Raw genomic sequence first — 14,147 nt, forward strand, 5'->3', positions numbered from 1 at the left:
TTCCATGCAGGGGACAGATCGTCCTCAGAAGGTGTGACACCTGTTTCTCCTGGCATCTTCCACCGTGTGATGCGCGCGGATGTCACAAGGGTCGCGGGCGTCCGGTCTCCCCTGTGGGACGAGCATGTTGCCGACCGAGTCTCCATGGACTCCCGGCTGCGGCGTAGCGCCGTACGAGAGAGGGAGGATGCCGAATGGACCGCGTCAACGAGGCGATGACGATCGTGGAGCTGCTCGACGAACGGCGGCGGCTGCTGGAGCTCACCTACCGCATGCTGGGGAGCACCGGTGCGGCCGAGAGCGTCATCGACGAGACGTATCGGCGGTGGTACGAGCTGCCCGGTCCGGCGCGTGCGCGGATCGAGGCGCCCGGTTCGTGGCTCGCCGAGGTCGCGGACGGCATCTGCCGCGCGCGGCTGGCCGGGACCGGGCCCGGGGAGGGGGCGGCGGCGCCGTCGGAGAAGACGCTCGGGAAGGAGGTGGGTGTCGTGATGCGCCGGGCGCTGCGGTCCTTCTCCCCGGCCGAGCGGGCGGCGTACCTGCTCAACGAGGTCTTCGGAGCGGCGCCGGACGCGGCGACCGGCACCGCCATGCAGCCGAGGCGCACCGTCCCGGCCGGTCCGGCGTCCGGGAACCCCAGCGGCCGACGCTCCCCGCCCTCGCCCGCGGACCGGCACGACGAGGTCGCCCACACCCTCCTGCGGGCCTGTCTCAGGGGGGACGAGGTGCTCCTCGTGTCCGTGCTGACGCCGGACTGCACGGCCGTCTTCGACGGGGGCGGCAAGGTCAGGGCCCTGGTCACACCGGTGCACGGCGCACGGCTGGTCGCCCGCACCCTGATGACGCTGCTGCCCCGCTGCCCGCGCACCCGTCTGCAGACCCGGGCGATCAACGGACGGACCGGTCTCGTGGTCTTCTCCGACCGGCAGGTCGCCGCGGTCATCAGCCTCGACGTCGCCGGACGCCGGATCCAGCAGCTCTACGTCATCCTCAATCCGGACAAGCTCCGGAGCTGGCGTGAGCCCGACGGCGAGGCGACGCGCTGAGCCACCGCGCGGACGTCATCTGCGCAAGCCGCGACGGGAGCGCCGAGGGGCCGGCGTCGGGGTGTCGAGGCCGGGCCGGGCGGCATCCGGCACCAGGAACGCCTCCAGCCCGGCGAGGTCCCCCGATTCCGACGCGGCGACGAAGGCTTCGAGGAACCGTCGGTGGTCCTCCCTGTCGACGGTCCTGCGCCCCTCGGCCGCGAGATGCCCGCGCGCCCTGCTCACGATCTTGCGTACGTTGACACGTGTGAGCTGAAGGATCTCGGCGATCTCCTCGTAGGAGTAGTCGAACGCCTCACGCAGCACGTACGCGGCGCGCTCGGTGGGATTCAGTTTCTCCAGGACCAGCAGCAGGGCCAGTTCGAGGGCCTCGGCCCGCTCGGCGCCCAGCAGCGGGTCGCCGCTCGTGTCGAGGGGTTCGGGCAGCCACGGGCCGATGTAGGTCTCGCGGCGCACACGCGCGGACTGGGCCACGTTGATGGCCAGCCGCGTGGTCGTGGTCGACAGGAACGCCACGGGGCTGACCACCGCCGCCCGATCGGTCTTCTGCCAGCGCAGCCACACTTCCTGGACCACGTCCTCCGCCTCGGCCGCGCTTCCCAGCAGCCGATAGGCGATGCCGAACAGGCGCGGACGGAAGTGCACGAAGACGGAAACGGCCTCCTCCAGGCAACCTTCCTCGGGGGGCGTCTCGAGGTGCATCGTCCTGCTGTCTCCGTTCCTGGTCTGGATGAGCCACAGCCATGGCCGATCCGTGGCGTCTACATCTTTGACCAGGCACATGCACATTTTGTGACACCGTTTCCCACCAAGTAGGCGTCAGAAGGGGGTGAGTCCCATGGAGAGCGCGGCACCGTGTCGCACGTCCGCGCGCATCGTCTGTCTTCCGGCGTGCCGTATTGCCTATGATGAAGAAACACAATGGGTTGAGAAACGAGAGGAACACATGGTCTCCGGCACCCGCGCTCCGCACCCCATCGCGGTCACCGCTGAAAGCCTCACCAAGGACCTGGCCCGCCTGGAGTTGCAGAAGCAGGCCCTGGAGCGGGAGTTGGCCGCGGTCGTGGCGCACCTCGGCTCCGTCCAGCGCGCGCTCAGCGCGATCGAGGCCGTGATGCGGGACACGGGAGAGGTGGCGCCGACGCCCACGAGGGCGCAGCCGGACCTGACCGCTGCCGAGGAGTCCGTCCGCCCGGACATCTCCACCGAGGCCGGCTCCGACGCGGACGCCGACGCGGACGCCGACGGGCAGCGGAAGTACGGCCGGCTCACCGAGCAGATCCTCGAGTACTTCGCCACGGTCGGGCAGGCGGACGTACGGGCCCGTGACGTGGCCGCGGCGCTCGGGCGCGACAGCGACAGCGGGAGCATCAACGCGGTCCGCAGCACCCTTGACCGTCTCGTCGGCACCTCCCGTATCCGCCGGACGGGCCGGGGTCTCTACCGCGCCAAGCGCGCGTAGCGGCCCGTTCCTGCACGTACCACCATTCGATCTCGGCCTTCCGCTGCTCGCTCAGAACGTCCACCGCCGAGCCGGCATATCTCGCACGCGAGACAACCATGGGGCAGGGTGGTACCACCGTGTGACCACCCTGTTGACAGGTGCCGACGCCGCGACACCCCTACCGCTGCTGCTGCCGCTGCATCCAGTCCTCGTAGGTCGTGGCGGCCAGGTCGGCGCCCTCCGGCGCCGTCAGCACGTCTCCTTCGACCACGGCGAACATGCCGGCCTGCTCGTCGGTGACCACCTGACGCCCGTCCGAGTGCGCCGCCAGCGTGATGCGCCCCAGTTCGTCGAGGGGGTAGACGGTGGGGCCCGCGACGTTGCGCGTGCCGCGCAAGGGAGCCTCGGACGCGGCGCGCGCGACTGCCGCCGCGACGTCCGCGGAGGCCATCGGCTGCACGGGCGTGGAGGGGAGGCGGACGGTGTCCCCTTCGGTCGTCCAGGACATGATCGCGTCGACGAATTCGTAGAACTGCGTGACCCGCACGATCGAGTAGGGCGTGCGCCCTTCCTTCAGCAGTTTCTCCTGGACGGTCTTGGCCCGGTAGTAGTCGAGTTGGGGCACCTGATCCACCCCCACGATCGAGAGGACCACGAAGTGGCGGACGTCCGCCGCCTCGGCGGCGGACAGGACGTTGCCCATCGACGTCTCGAAGAAGGCGATGGAGGTGTCGTCGAAGGCCGGGGAATTCGTCAGGTTCACGACGACGTCGGCGCCCTGCAGAGCCTCGTCCAGGCCCTTTCCGCTGATCACGTCGACTCCGCTGGACAGCGAGGCCGAGACCACCTCGTGGCCTCCCTCCCTCAGTCGCTGTCCCACCTGCGAGCCGATCAGGCCGCTTCCCCCCAGGACGGTGAACTTCATGACCACACCCTTCTGATGGCTGGGCTGTACGGAAAAATAGTAGTCTGGGGTGGTATGTCCCACCCGCGCTGTGCAGTGCGGAGAGGAGGTCGCGTGATGCCGAACAATGGACCGGATGCACACTCTCCAGGGGGCCCGGGGCAGCGATCCGAGGCCTGGAAGACCGCGGTGACCGTCATCCAGGAAGCGAAACCGCCCTCGATTCCGGACGGCGCACACGTCATGACGCTGCTCGTCGAGTTTCCTCCGGGAGACCCCGGCACACCCCCGCACCGCCACTTCGGACCGGCCTTCGGCTATGTCCTGGAGGGCGAGATGGTGTTCGAACTGGAGGGTGAGCCCGAACGGGTGGTCCGGGCCGGAGAGACGTTCTGGGAGCCCGGCGGCGACGTGATCCATTACCAGGACGGCAACAACCGCGACGACATGCCGAGCCGGTTCGTCGTCACGATGATGTGCGAGCCCGACAAGCCCATGCTCGTCCTGGTCGACGACGAGGAGCTGGAGCAGCGCAAGGACAGGCGGGCCCCTCGGCCAGCGTCCTGAGTACGGCTACTCATGCCGGCCGGCGCCGGGTCCGCGACGATGGCTCCATGGACTCCGGCGCGGAAGCCGCAGTCCGGAAGGCGGCGGCCGGGGGGCGGCGGCCAGGAGGCGGGGGGCGTGGGCGTGGGCAGATTTCTTGCGGCGGTGACGGCGGTCGGGGCGGCGGTCGGTGCACTGGTCCTCGCCCACCTGGCAGGGGCGCCGCCGAAGGTGGTGTTCGCGGTCGGGGCGGGCGTGCTGAGTCTTCTGTGGCTGCTGCTCCTTCTCACGCTGCCGTGGAACCTGTACTTCCGTGCCCACGCGGTGCTCGCCGAGATCGGGGTGAGCCGTGAGAAGGGCATCGAGGTCTCCCCCGCCCGGGACGCCGAGGCCGGCCGTATCGCCCGTGCGATGCTCCGGACGGCGGTCGCGGGCCATCTGCTGACGGCGGCGGTCGTCCTCGCGGTCACCTGGGCCACGGGCGAGTTCACGGGGTACTGGTTCGCCGCGTTCTTCCTGCTGAGCACCTTCTTCCGGCCGGCGGGCGCCTACTTCGGCCAGCTCCGGCGGCGTCTGGGCACTCTCCTCAAGGACGTCACCCATCCGCGGGACGACGTGGTGGAACTGCGCGGCCGGCTGGACCGCGCCGAGGCCGGGACGCGGGTCCTGGAGGAGAAGGCCGAGGAGCAGTACCGGGCCCTGGCCGAGTTGCGGCGCACGGTGGACGCGCTGGCGGTCAGCACCTACGAACGTGCCGAGGAGACCGAGCGCGGACTCGCCTCACTGGCCCGGGAGTTCGAGGCCACCGTGCACCGTCTCACCGACGACCAGGAGATCATCGCCGGGGTCAAGGCGTTCCTGCGCCTGCTGCACTCCACGGACACCGGGGGCGGCGCCCGGGTCTGACCGCGGCGCGCGCGGCACGGCGCCCGGGGCCGGTGGCTGCCGCCGGCCCCGGGCGCCTCGAAGGGCGGTCGCGGGTCACCCCAGGGGCTGCACCCGGATGTTGCGGAACCGCACCTTGTTCCCGTGGTCCTGCAACCGGATCGGCCCCGCCGCGGGCGTCTCCGGCCGGCCCGAGCCGGTGGGACCGTCGATCACGACGTCGTCGTGCACCTTCTTGCCGTTCCACACGACCGTCGCCCGGGCGTCGGCGATCTTGCGGCCGCTGTCGTCGTAGCGCGCCGCACGGAAGACGATGTCGTAGGTCTGCCAGGTCTCCGGTGCCGTCGCCGCGTTCACGTCGGGCGCCTTCTTCAGGTAGAACGCGCCTGCCTCGTTGGTGTCCGGCGTGGTGTCACCGTAGGAGTCGAGGATCTGGAGCTCGTAGCGGTCCTGGAGGTAGATGCCGCTGTTCCCCCGGTCCTGGCCGGTCACGTCCGGCGGCAGCAGCGGGACCCGGAACTCCACATGCAGCGCGAAGTCCTGGTAGGCGTCCTTGGTCCGGAGGTCCCCGCAGCACACCTCCATCGACTTCTCGTCGGTCAGCGGCCACGCCGTCCGCCGGCCGTCGGGGTGCAGCCACTGCGCCTGCGAGGAGGCGGTCCCGTCGAAGAGGGTGACCGGGGCGCCGTGCGGCCGCACGGTGATCAGGTCGAGATTGACATGACCGGTGTCGCCCGCGTCGTACCGGTAGGCGATCTCGTTGCGGCCGGCGCGCAGGGTGAGGCGTTCCGTCCGGGTGGACCAGGAGTCCCAGTCGCCGGTGGAGGGGAGCTCGGTCTGCCGCACCTTCTCGCCGTTGGCGTACAGGGAGAGGGACTTGGTGCCCTGGAAGGGGTTGGGGCCGTTGGAGTAGCGCAGGTTCACGTCGTAGGAGCCCGACGTGGGGACCGTGACGTCGAAGGCCGTCCCGACCTTGCCCTCGGTGGCGTAGCGGTCGACGAACCCGCTGCCGGAGTAGCCCACGTGGTCGGTGTTGATGCCGGCCTTGCCGGTCAGGCGGGCCTCCTCCGCCTCGTACAGGGTCGCGGGCGGCGGCTGCTTGCCGGGGATCTCGTTGAGCGTGTACCAGGCCTCGGTGCTCCACAGGGACTCGCCGGACGCCGAGGTGAAGGGCCGCGGGGAACGCACATGCACGACATGACCGGACTCCAGGCCGTCCAGCCGCAGACGGACGGTGCGGCCGTCCCCGGACAGCGTCGCCGAGCGTACGGCGAGCCGTTCCTCGCCGATCTTCGGGCCGCCGTAGTCGGTGGTCGGGGTGTAGCGCCACTGCTCGGCCCGGTAGTGCTCGGCGAGCTGGGCGGCCGTCTCGGTGGAGAGCGGCTGCGTGTACGTGAGGTCGAAGCCGCCGGGCACGGCGCGCATGGTCTTGATGTCGAAGGTGTTGCCGCCGTTGGGCGTCAGCTTCTGCAGACCGAACCTGAGCTTGCCCTCCTGGCCCCAGTTGCCGTCGGCGCCGAGACCGCCGGCGTAGATCGCGCCGTCGGGACCGAGGCTGATCCGGTTGACGCCGGCCTCCAGGCCCTGGGTGTAGCGGAAGACGGCACCCTGGTACTGCCCCTTCACCTTCTCCAGGTAGGCGCGCTGGAGTCCGCCGTAGGTGACGTCGCCGATGAGCATCTGCCCGGCGAACCGGCCCTTGCTCAGATACAGCGGCGTGGAGGGCGAGTTGGCGATCTCGTTCTGCGGCAGCCAGAGCACCGGCGCGGTCACGGGCGAGTCCTCAAAGGGACCGGCGGGCTCGGTGTAGTGGTTGAAGAAGCGGTCCTGCTTGATCTGGACCAGCTTCGAGGAAGGCAGCCAGCCACCCTGGTTGTCGGTGGTGAACAGACCGCCGTCCGGCCCCCATCCGATGCCGTTGGGTGTGCGCAGGCCACCGGCCACCGGACTGATATGGCCGGTCTTCCGGCTCACCTTGTACGTGGTCCCCCGGCCCGGCGCCGGCTGCGGGGTGGTCGTCGCGCCGCCGTAGTCGATGGCGACGGAGAGGTTCACGTAGAAGTAGCCGTCGCGGTAGAGCAGGCCGAAGGCGAACTCGTGGAAGTTGCCTCCGTAGGGCCAGGTGGCGACCGTGCGGTACTCGTCGGTCACGTCGTCGCCGTCCCGGTCCACCAGCCGGGTCAGTTCGTGCTTCTGCGAGACGTACAGGGAACCGTCGACGTACTTGATCCCCATGGGTTCGCGCAGCCCGGTCGCGACCTTCTCGACGGTGACCTCGTCACGGCTCGTGGCGCCGGTGACGTTGTCCAGCAGGTAGACCTCGCCGGCCACGTTGTTGCTGCCGCCCCAGGTGCTGATCGCGAGGCGTCCGTCGGGCAGCCAGTCCATTCCGCTGACCTGGGGTTCGAACCCCTCGGGGCGCAGGTCGGTGAGGGTGAGGTCGGGCCGCACGGACGTGAGCGGCAGGCCGTCGCCGGGGGTGTCCCCGTTCCCTTCGCACTCCTTGCGGCCGGGCGCGGTCACGCGGACCACCCCGGCGTCGGTGCTCAGCGCCTCCTGGGGCACGACGGTGAAGTCGGCGGCGCCCGGGGGCTTCCAGGAGAGCTGCAGTCGCTGTCCGCCGTCGCGCTCGAAGTGCTCGACGCGCAGCGGGTGCGAGCCGGCGGTGAGATGGACGACGCCGTCCTTGGGCTCGGCCCCGTGGAGTCCGTCGTGGTCGATGACGGTTTGGCCGTCTAGCGAGAGGCGGGAGCCGTCGTCGCTGGTGAGCCGGAAGACGTAGGAACCGTCGCTGGGCGCCACCAGGTAGCCGGTCGCCTCCGCGACGAACCGGTCGTCTAGCCCGCCGAAGTCGTCGGTCGTGGACCAGTCGACCGTCGGCATGAGTTTGTCGTGGTTGGGGGTCTGTCCCGGCTTGAGGGTGCACAACTCGCTGAGCGGGGTCTGCACGTCGAACACGCGCAGGGTGACCCCTGGTTCCTGCGGCGGGATGTCCGCGGGGGCGGCGACGGCCGCCGGGGCGGCCAGGGCACCGGTGGCCAGGACGGCCGACGTCAGCAGCGGAACGAGGTGTTTTCGGACGACGGGGAACAGGCGTGGGCGCATTGGTCCTCCTGGGCTGGGGACCGGACCGTGCCGGATGTCGTTCCGGTCTTCTTCCGTGGCGGAGCCTGCGGTTGCGCCGCAAAGGTAGGAGACTTCTGCTTGTCATGTCCATACTTTGTCATCGATGTGTTCAAAGTCCGGCGCGGTGCGACGACTTGGAGGCGGGACATGGCGGGATCAATCGCCTGCGCGACGGCGGCCCGGCTCGCGCCACGCTGTCACGGACGCGCCCACCGAACCCAGTCGCTCGCGCCGACCGGCGCGCGTGGTGCTCGACCCGCCTTGTCGCACGCGGAGACGAGGGGCGATGGCGCCGTACCGACCCGCAGAACGCGCGAGCACGGACCGGGCGGCTCGCCCGGTGATCAACCCGCCCTCTCACGCGCGGAGTCGAGAGCCGGTGGCGCCATGCCCGCCCCCAGAACGCGAGAGCGCGGACCATCCGGCTCGCGCGGCGCTCAACACGCCCCCTCGCGCACGGAGTCGGCGGGCGGTGGCGCCGTGCCAGCTCTCAGCACGACCTCGCCACCGTCCTGCAGCACGCGAACTGGCGGACCGTGCGGCGAGCGCGGTGCTCAACACGCCCCCTCACGCACGGAGTCGACGAGCGGTGACGCCGTGCCCGCCCTCAGCACGACCTCACCCCCGGCGCGCAAAACGCGCCAGCGCGGACCGGGCGGCACGCGCGGCGCTCAACGCGCCCTCTCACACGAGGAGTCGAGAGGCGATGACACCGCCCCGACCCTCAGCACGACCTCGCCCCCGACCCTCAGCACGACCTCGCCCCCGGCCCGCAGGACGCGCGAGCACAGGCCGTGCGGTGCTCAACCCGCCCTCTCACGCAGGGCGTCGAGGGGCGGTGACGCCATGCCGCCCAGCAGGACACGCGAGCCTGGTCCGGGCGGCCCGCGCGGAGCTCAACCCGTCCTCTCACACACGGAGTCGACAGACGACGGCGCCAAACCCACCCGCAGAACCCAGGAGCCCGGGCCACGCGGCCCGCGCGGTGCGAAACCCGCCCCCTCACACAGGGCATCAAGGGGCGGTGACGCCAAGCCGACCCACAGGACACGCGAGCCCGGACCGGGCGGCACACCCGGAGCTCAACCCGCCCTCTCACGCACGGACTCGACAGACGACGGCGCCGAAACCACCCGCAGAACCCAGGAGTCCGAGCCACGCGGCCCGCGCGCTGCGAAACCCGCCCCCTCACACAGGGCATCAAGGGGCGATGGCGCCAAGCCGACCCACAGGACACGCGAGCCCGGACCGAGCGGCTCGTGCAGGGCTCAAGAGGAACCCACGGAGTGGCCAGGCGGTGGTGCCGTGCTGGCTCTCAGGACGACCTCGCCGCCGGCCCGCAGGACGCGGGAGCGCGGGCCGGGCGGTTCGCGCAGGGCGAGGGCCATGACCTGCTGCCCCATCGCGGCGAGGGGCAGGGCGACGGTGGTCAGGGGCGGTGAGAGCTCCCGCACGAGGGGGATGTCGTCGAACCCGGCCAGCGACATGTCCTCGGGGACCCGGACGCCCTGCTCCCGGAACGCGGCGAGTGCCCCGACCGCCATCACGTCGGTGACGGCGAAGACGCAGGTCGGCCGGCCGGAGCGGGTGAGCAGCTCGCGCGCGGCCGCGTATCCGCCGTCGCGGGTGAAGGCACCCTCCACGACCCGCTCCCGCGGCAGCCTGACGCCGGCCGTGGCGAGGCCCTCGCGGAAACCCGCCAGCCGGTCGCAGACGGTGGTCAGTTCGGGTGGTCCGCTGAGCACGGCGAACTCCCGGTGACCGAGGTCCAGCAGGGCCCGCGCGAGCGCCGCCGCGCCGGCCCGGTTCTCGGGCAGTACGGCGTCGACCCGCAGGCTGCGGTGCCGGCTCACCACGGCGACCCGGCCGCCCGCGCGGACGTACGGCGCGAGTTCGGCCGCGAGGGCCCGCTCCCAGGCGCGGTCCTGGATGCCCGAGCCGATGAGCAGGATCGCGCGCGCCCGCTGCGCGCGGAGCGTGGAGACGTACGCGATCTCCCGCTCGGGTTCGCGGAAGGTGCTGGCGAGCATGACGAGGAGGTCCTGCTCGGCGGCGGCGCGCATCACTCCGGCGGCTATCGCGGCGAAGTACGGGTCGCCGACGTCGTGGCAGATCAGCCCGACGGTGTTGCTGGAGGCGCTGGCCAGCGCCTGGGCATGGGCGTTGGGGATGTAGCCGAGCAGGTCGGCGGCCGCGCGTACCCGCTGGCGCAGGTCCTCACGGACCCGCGCGGTCCCGTTGAGCACTCTGGAGGCCGTGGCCAGGGAGACGCCGGCCTCTCGCGCGACGACGTCGAGCGTCACATGGACGGATGTTGCATGCCGTTCTCTCACCGCACCCCCGAAACTTCGGGACGACCTATTGACCGTGCGCACAGGCAGTCACTAGCGTGGCCACACCTTACCAGAAAGCGCTTTCTGAAAGCGTTTTCCGACCACCCCGGACCACAGCTCCTCCCCACCGCTCCGGAAACCGGAGGAATCGACCCGTGAGCCAGAGCGTCATGAACGCAACACCCGGTAAGGCGACGGGAGTTGCCGAGCGGAACAAGCCGGGAGCCGCAGAGCGGATCACCCGGGCCCTGGAGCGAAGCTGGCGCCCCTTCGCGCTGCTGCTGGCCTGCTTCGGCGCCTGGTGGGTGATCGCGGCGGCCGAACTGGTCGAGCCCTATCTCGTCCCCTCGCCGGGCGCGACGCTCGACGTCCTGACCGGCAAGACCGACTACCTCTGGCAGCACACCTGGGTGACCACCTACGAGACGCTGCTGGGCTTCCTCATCGCCGTCGCCGTCGGTGTGGCCGCCGCGGTGATCATGGTCTACTCGTCGACCGTCGAGAAGACGCTCTACCCGATCCTGCTCTTCGCCCAGGTCGTCCCCAAGATCGCCATCGCCCCGCTGTTCGTGGTCTGGCTCGGCTTCGGCATCGCCCCGAAGATCCTCATCGCCGTGCTGATCGCCTTCTTCCCCGTGGTGATCTCGATGGTGACCGGACTCAAGGCCGTCGACCCGGAGATGCTCCAGCTCTCGTCGACGATGGGCGCCAACTCCTGGCAGACCTTCGTCAAGATCCGCTTCCCCGCCTCGCTCCCCCACCTCTTCTCCGGCCTCAAGGTCGCGGTCACCCTCGCCGTGACCGGCGCCGTCGTCGGCGAGTTCGTCGGCGCGAACGAGGGGCTCGGCTACGTCATCCTCCAGGCCAACGGCAACCTCGACACCCCGATGCTCTTCGCGGGACTGCTCGTGATGTCGCTGATCGGCGTGGTCCTGTTCGTCCTCGTCGAGATCGCCGAGAAGTTGCTCCTCCCGTGGCACGCCAGCCGCCGCGACTCCGGTGTCACCACCGCCTACTGACCCCGCACGACCCACGCTGACGAGAAGGACCAGCCATGACTGCGCGCAGACTTCTGATCGGCCTCGTTCCGCTGCTCCTGGTCGCCACGGCCTGCGGTGAGGACGGCTCGGACCAGAGCACCAGCGAGTCGGGCAAGAAGCTCGACAAGGTCACCCTGACCCTCAACTGGTATCCCTACGGCGAACACGCCCCGTTCTACTACGGCAAGCAGCAGAAGATCTTCGAGAAGCACGGCATCGACCTCACCATCCAGGCCGGCCAGGGCTCCCAGAAGACCGTCCAGGCCACGGGCGCCGGCCAGACCGACTTCGGCTGGGCCGACACCCCCGCGGTGCTCTCCGGCGTCGACTCCGGCGTCAAGGTGAAGAGCCTCGGGGTCTTCCTCCAGACCACGCCGTCCTCGGTGCAGTTCTTCGCGTCGCAGGGCATCAAGTCCCCCGCCGACCTCAAGGGCAGGACCATCGCGGGCACCGCGGGCGACGCGCTCTCGAAGACGTTCCCGATCTTCCTGGAGAAGAACGGCCTCGCGGAATCGGACGTCAAGGTCCAGAACACCGACCCGGCGGGCAAGATCGCCGCGGTGATCTCCGGCAAGACGGACGGACTGCTCGGCTACGCCAGCGACCAGGGCCCCACCATGCAGAACAAGGCGAACAAGCCGGTCGCGTATCTGCGCTTCTCCGAGCACGGGCTCAACTTCTACTCCAACGGCCTCATCGCCGGTCAGCGCTTCCTGACCACGGAGAAGGACGTCGCCGCCCGGATGGCCAAGGCGGTCAGCGAGTCCTTCGCCGCCGCGGAGAAGTCCCCCGACCCGGCCGTCGCCGCGATGGAGGGCGCCAGCGAGCAACTCCCGCCCAAGGAGGTGCTGTCCGAGCAGTTCAGGACGACCCTGACGCTGCTGCACACCCCGGCGACCGAGGGCAAGGCACCGGGTGTGAACACCGAGGCCGACTGGCAGCAGACGATCGACGTCTTCTCCGAGGCAGGCCTGGTCCAGAGCCCCAAGGCCGTGGCGGAGTACTGGGACAGCGCCACCGCGATGAAGGGATGACGATGGCGAGAGAGACGACGGTGCGGGAGCCCGCTGTGGAGCTGGACAAGGACGAGCGGCGGCCGGCGGTCGGACTCTCCGACGTGGCGGTCCGCTTCCGGACGAAGAACCGGGACGTCACCGCGCTGGAGCGCGTCTCCCTCGACGTCGCACCCGGCGAGTTCGTCGCCCTCGTCGGCCCCTCGGGCTGCGGCAAGTCCACCCTGCTGAAACTGGTCGCGGGCCTGCTGAGGCCGTCCGCCGGGGACGTCCGGCTGGCGGGCGAGCAGGTACGCGGTCCGCGCCACGACATCGGCTACGTCTTCCAGCGCGCGGCCCTGCTGGAGTGGCGGTCGGCGCGCCGCAACATCCTGCTCCAGGCCGAGATGCGCGGGATGCCGGGCGCCGCCGCCCGGCGTCGCGTCGACGAGCTGATCGCCATGACCGGCCTCGACGGCTTCGAGGACGCCTATCCGCACGAGCTGTCCGGCGGTATGCAGCAGCGGGTGGCGCTGTGCCGCGCGCTGCTGCACGAGCCCCCGGTGCTGCTGATGGACGAGCCGTTCGGCGCGCTGGACGCGCTGACCCGCGAGCAGATGAACATGGAACTCAACCGGATCTGGCGGGAGACGGGCACCACCGTGCTGCTCGTCACGCACTCCATCTCCGAGGCCTGCTACCTGGCCGACCGGGTGGTGGTCATGAGCCCGCGGCCGGGCACGGTCACGGAGATCATCGAGGTGGGGCTGCCGGCCGAGCGCGACTACACCGAGACGATGGGACGCCCGGAGTTCCGGGAGGCCACCGGCCGTGTCCGGCATCTGCTGGGGGCGGCCTCCGCGGCGGACTGACCCGGGCCCTCGGGTCGGCGCGCGCTTTCACGCCACTGGGCCTCGCACCCCTCCTTGCCGGGGTGCGAGGCCCAGTGGTGTACGCGTGCCGTCAGTACCGCAGACGGGAGAGGTACCGGTAGCTGTTCAGCGCGGTGGCGAACGGGTCCGCCGGCGCGTCGTGCTCCACCAGCCACTGCCGCACGCCGCCGCTGTCCGCCGTCTCGAACATCGACGGGAAGTCGAGGACACCGGAACCGACGTCGGCGAAGTCACCGTTCACGGCCATGTCCTTGACGTGCAGCGCGGGGAAGCGCCGGCGGTGGCGCAGGAACAGCGACCGGGGATCCGCCCCGCCCTTGGCGGCCCAGTACACGTCGAGTTCGAACCCGACCAGGTGCGGGTCGGTCTCCTCCAGCAGGATGTCGTAGAGGTTCTCGCCCTCCACGACCTCGTGGTCCAGGCCGTGGTTGTGGAACAGGAGGGGTCCGAGACCGGCCTCGCGGGCGGCGAGACCGGCCTTGTTGAACTCCCGGGCGGCCTCCCGGAACCCCGCCGGGGTGTGCATCGCGCTGGGCAGGCTCGGGACGACGATCCACCTGGCGCCGAGGGTGTGGATGTCCTCCAGGGCCTGCGGCAGGCCGCTGCCGCGGACGATGTCGTACCCGACGTGTTCGAGCACCGCCTTGAGGCGGGTCTCGTCCAGCATCCTCCGGATCGCGGCAGCGCTGTTGCCGTGCCGGCCGCTCACGCCGACCGTCGCGTAGCCCATGTCCGCGAGCCGGGCGAGGGTGCCCTTGAAGTCCGTCGCCAGCGGGGTGCGCATGGTGTAGAGGTGCATCCCGATGCCGGACGGCGGTATGCGCCGCCGGCACCGGCCCGTCTCGGCGGCCTGGGCGGGTGCGCCGAGGCCGGTCGCCGCGGCCGCGCCCAGTGCGGTGGCGAGGAAGGCGCGTCGTGTGCCGTTCATGTCAGCTCCT

The 14,147-nt window shown here is 70.7% G+C and carries 11 protein-coding genes and 1 pseudogene; 7 read left to right on the forward strand and 5 right to left on the reverse strand.

Annotated features, from left to right (window positions below):
* Positions 1-194: 194 nt before the first annotated feature.
* Positions 195-1,046, forward strand: coding sequence for an RNA polymerase subunit sigma (locus ACIP2X_RS10935; RefSeq protein ID WP_401670369.1), 852 nt, complete (start codon positions 195-197; stop codon positions 1,044-1,046).
* A gap of 81 nt (positions 1,047-1,127) precedes the next feature.
* Here ACIP2X_RS10935 and ACIP2X_RS10940 read toward each other — a convergent pair.
* Positions 1,128-1,748 (reverse strand): annotated as a pseudogene (locus ACIP2X_RS10940) (sigma-70 family RNA polymerase sigma factor); the annotation flags it as partial.
* Between the two features lie 244 nt (positions 1,749-1,992).
* Between ACIP2X_RS10940 and ACIP2X_RS10945 the strand changes: the two are divergent.
* Positions 1,993-2,508, forward strand: a complete 516-nt coding sequence (locus tag ACIP2X_RS10945) for a hypothetical protein (RefSeq protein ID WP_401670371.1) — start codon at positions 1,993-1,995, stop codon at positions 2,506-2,508.
* A 160-nt stretch (positions 2,509-2,668) separates the two neighbouring features.
* Here the strand turns inward: ACIP2X_RS10945 and ACIP2X_RS10950 are convergent, their stop codons facing one another.
* On the reverse strand, positions 2,669-3,415 hold the full coding sequence (locus ACIP2X_RS10950) for an SDR family oxidoreductase (RefSeq protein WP_401670374.1): 747 nt from the start codon (positions 3,413-3,415) through the stop codon (positions 2,669-2,671).
* A gap of 96 nt (positions 3,416-3,511) precedes the next feature.
* Between ACIP2X_RS10950 and ACIP2X_RS10955 the strand changes: the two genes are divergently transcribed.
* Positions 3,512-3,961, forward strand: a complete 450-nt coding sequence (locus ACIP2X_RS10955; RefSeq protein ID WP_401670376.1) for a cupin domain-containing protein — start codon at positions 3,512-3,514, stop codon at positions 3,959-3,961.
* A gap of 123 nt (positions 3,962-4,084) precedes the next feature.
* Positions 4,085-4,846, forward strand: coding sequence for a hypothetical protein (locus tag ACIP2X_RS10960; protein ID WP_401670379.1), 762 nt, complete (start codon positions 4,085-4,087; stop codon positions 4,844-4,846).
* A gap of 75 nt (positions 4,847-4,921) precedes the next feature.
* Here the strand turns inward: ACIP2X_RS10960 and ACIP2X_RS10965 are convergent, their stop codons facing one another.
* Together ACIP2X_RS10965 and ACIP2X_RS10970 are read right to left on the reverse strand one after the other, a co-directional pair.
* Positions 4,922-7,930 carry a family 16 glycoside hydrolase gene (locus ACIP2X_RS10965; RefSeq protein ID WP_401670382.1) on the reverse strand — a complete coding sequence of 1,003 codons (3,009 nt, stop codon included), beginning with the start codon at positions 7,928-7,930 and terminating at the stop codon, positions 4,922-4,924.
* A 1,289-nt stretch (positions 7,931-9,219) separates the two neighbouring features.
* Positions 9,220-10,254 carry a LacI family DNA-binding transcriptional regulator gene (locus ACIP2X_RS10970; RefSeq protein ID WP_401670385.1) on the reverse strand — a complete coding sequence of 345 codons (1,035 nt, stop codon included), beginning with the start codon at positions 10,252-10,254 and terminating at the stop codon, positions 9,220-9,222.
* Between the two features lie 200 nt (positions 10,255-10,454).
* On the opposite strand from ACIP2X_RS10970, the gene ACIP2X_RS10975 reads away from it, so the two are divergent.
* The 3 genes from ACIP2X_RS10975 to ACIP2X_RS10985 are packed head-to-tail and all read left to right on the forward strand — an operon-like array spanning position 10,455 to position 13,188.
* Positions 10,455-11,303: an ABC transporter permease gene (locus tag ACIP2X_RS10975; protein ID WP_401672294.1), complete on the forward strand. Its 849-nt coding sequence runs from the start codon at positions 10,455-10,457 to the stop codon at positions 11,301-11,303.
* Between the two features lie 35 nt (positions 11,304-11,338).
* Positions 11,339-12,358, forward strand: a complete 1,020-nt coding sequence (locus tag ACIP2X_RS10980) for an ABC transporter substrate-binding protein (protein ID WP_401670387.1) — start codon at positions 11,339-11,341, stop codon at positions 12,356-12,358.
* Complete coding sequence (locus tag ACIP2X_RS10985; protein WP_401670389.1) at positions 12,355-13,188, forward strand: ABC transporter ATP-binding protein; 834 nt, start codon at positions 12,355-12,357, stop codon at positions 13,186-13,188. The genes ACIP2X_RS10980 and ACIP2X_RS10985 overlap by 4 nt, the downstream gene beginning before the upstream one ends.
* A 91-nt stretch (positions 13,189-13,279) precedes the next feature.
* On the opposite strand, the gene ACIP2X_RS10990 is transcribed toward ACIP2X_RS10985, so the two are convergent.
* Positions 13,280-14,137 carry a sugar phosphate isomerase/epimerase family protein gene (locus ACIP2X_RS10990; RefSeq protein ID WP_401670391.1) on the reverse strand — a complete coding sequence of 286 codons (858 nt, stop codon included), beginning with the start codon at positions 14,135-14,137 and terminating at the stop codon, positions 13,280-13,282.
* Positions 14,138-14,147: the final 10 nt, after the last annotated feature.

It is taken from the genome of Streptomyces sp. NPDC089424, from assembly GCF_044749345.1.
Lineage (GTDB): Bacteria > Actinomycetota > Actinomycetes > Streptomycetales > Streptomycetaceae > Streptomyces.

What these genes read in the sequence shown, in the direction of transcription:
- ACIP2X_RS10945 (WP_401670371.1), top strand. Translation starts at nt 1,993, where the DNA reads ATGGTCTCCGGCACCCGCGCTCCGCACCCCATCGCGGTCACCGCTGAA.
- ACIP2X_RS10965 (WP_401670382.1), bottom strand. Translation starts at nt 7,930, where the DNA reads ATGCGCCCACGCCTGTTCCCCGTCGTCCGAAAACACCTCGTTCCGCTG.
- ACIP2X_RS10955 (WP_401670376.1), top strand. Translation starts at nt 3,512, where the DNA reads ATGCCGAACAATGGACCGGATGCACACTCTCCAGGGGGCCCGGGGCAG.
- ACIP2X_RS10990 (WP_401670391.1), bottom strand. Translation starts at nt 14,137, where the DNA reads ATGAACGGCACACGACGCGCCTTCCTCGCCACCGCACTGGGCGCGGCC.
- ACIP2X_RS10985 (WP_401670389.1), top strand. Translation starts at nt 12,355, where the DNA reads ATGACGATGGCGAGAGAGACGACGGTGCGGGAGCCCGCTGTGGAGCTG.
- ACIP2X_RS10980 (WP_401670387.1), top strand. Translation starts at nt 11,339, where the DNA reads ATGACTGCGCGCAGACTTCTGATCGGCCTCGTTCCGCTGCTCCTGGTC.
- ACIP2X_RS10935 (WP_401670369.1), top strand. Translation starts at nt 195, where the DNA reads ATGGACCGCGTCAACGAGGCGATGACGATCGTGGAGCTGCTCGACGAA.
- ACIP2X_RS10975 (WP_401672294.1), top strand. Translation starts at nt 10,455, where the DNA reads ATGAACGCAACACCCGGTAAGGCGACGGGAGTTGCCGAGCGGAACAAG.
- ACIP2X_RS10950 (WP_401670374.1), bottom strand. Translation starts at nt 3,415, where the DNA reads ATGAAGTTCACCGTCCTGGGGGGAAGCGGCCTGATCGGCTCGCAGGTG.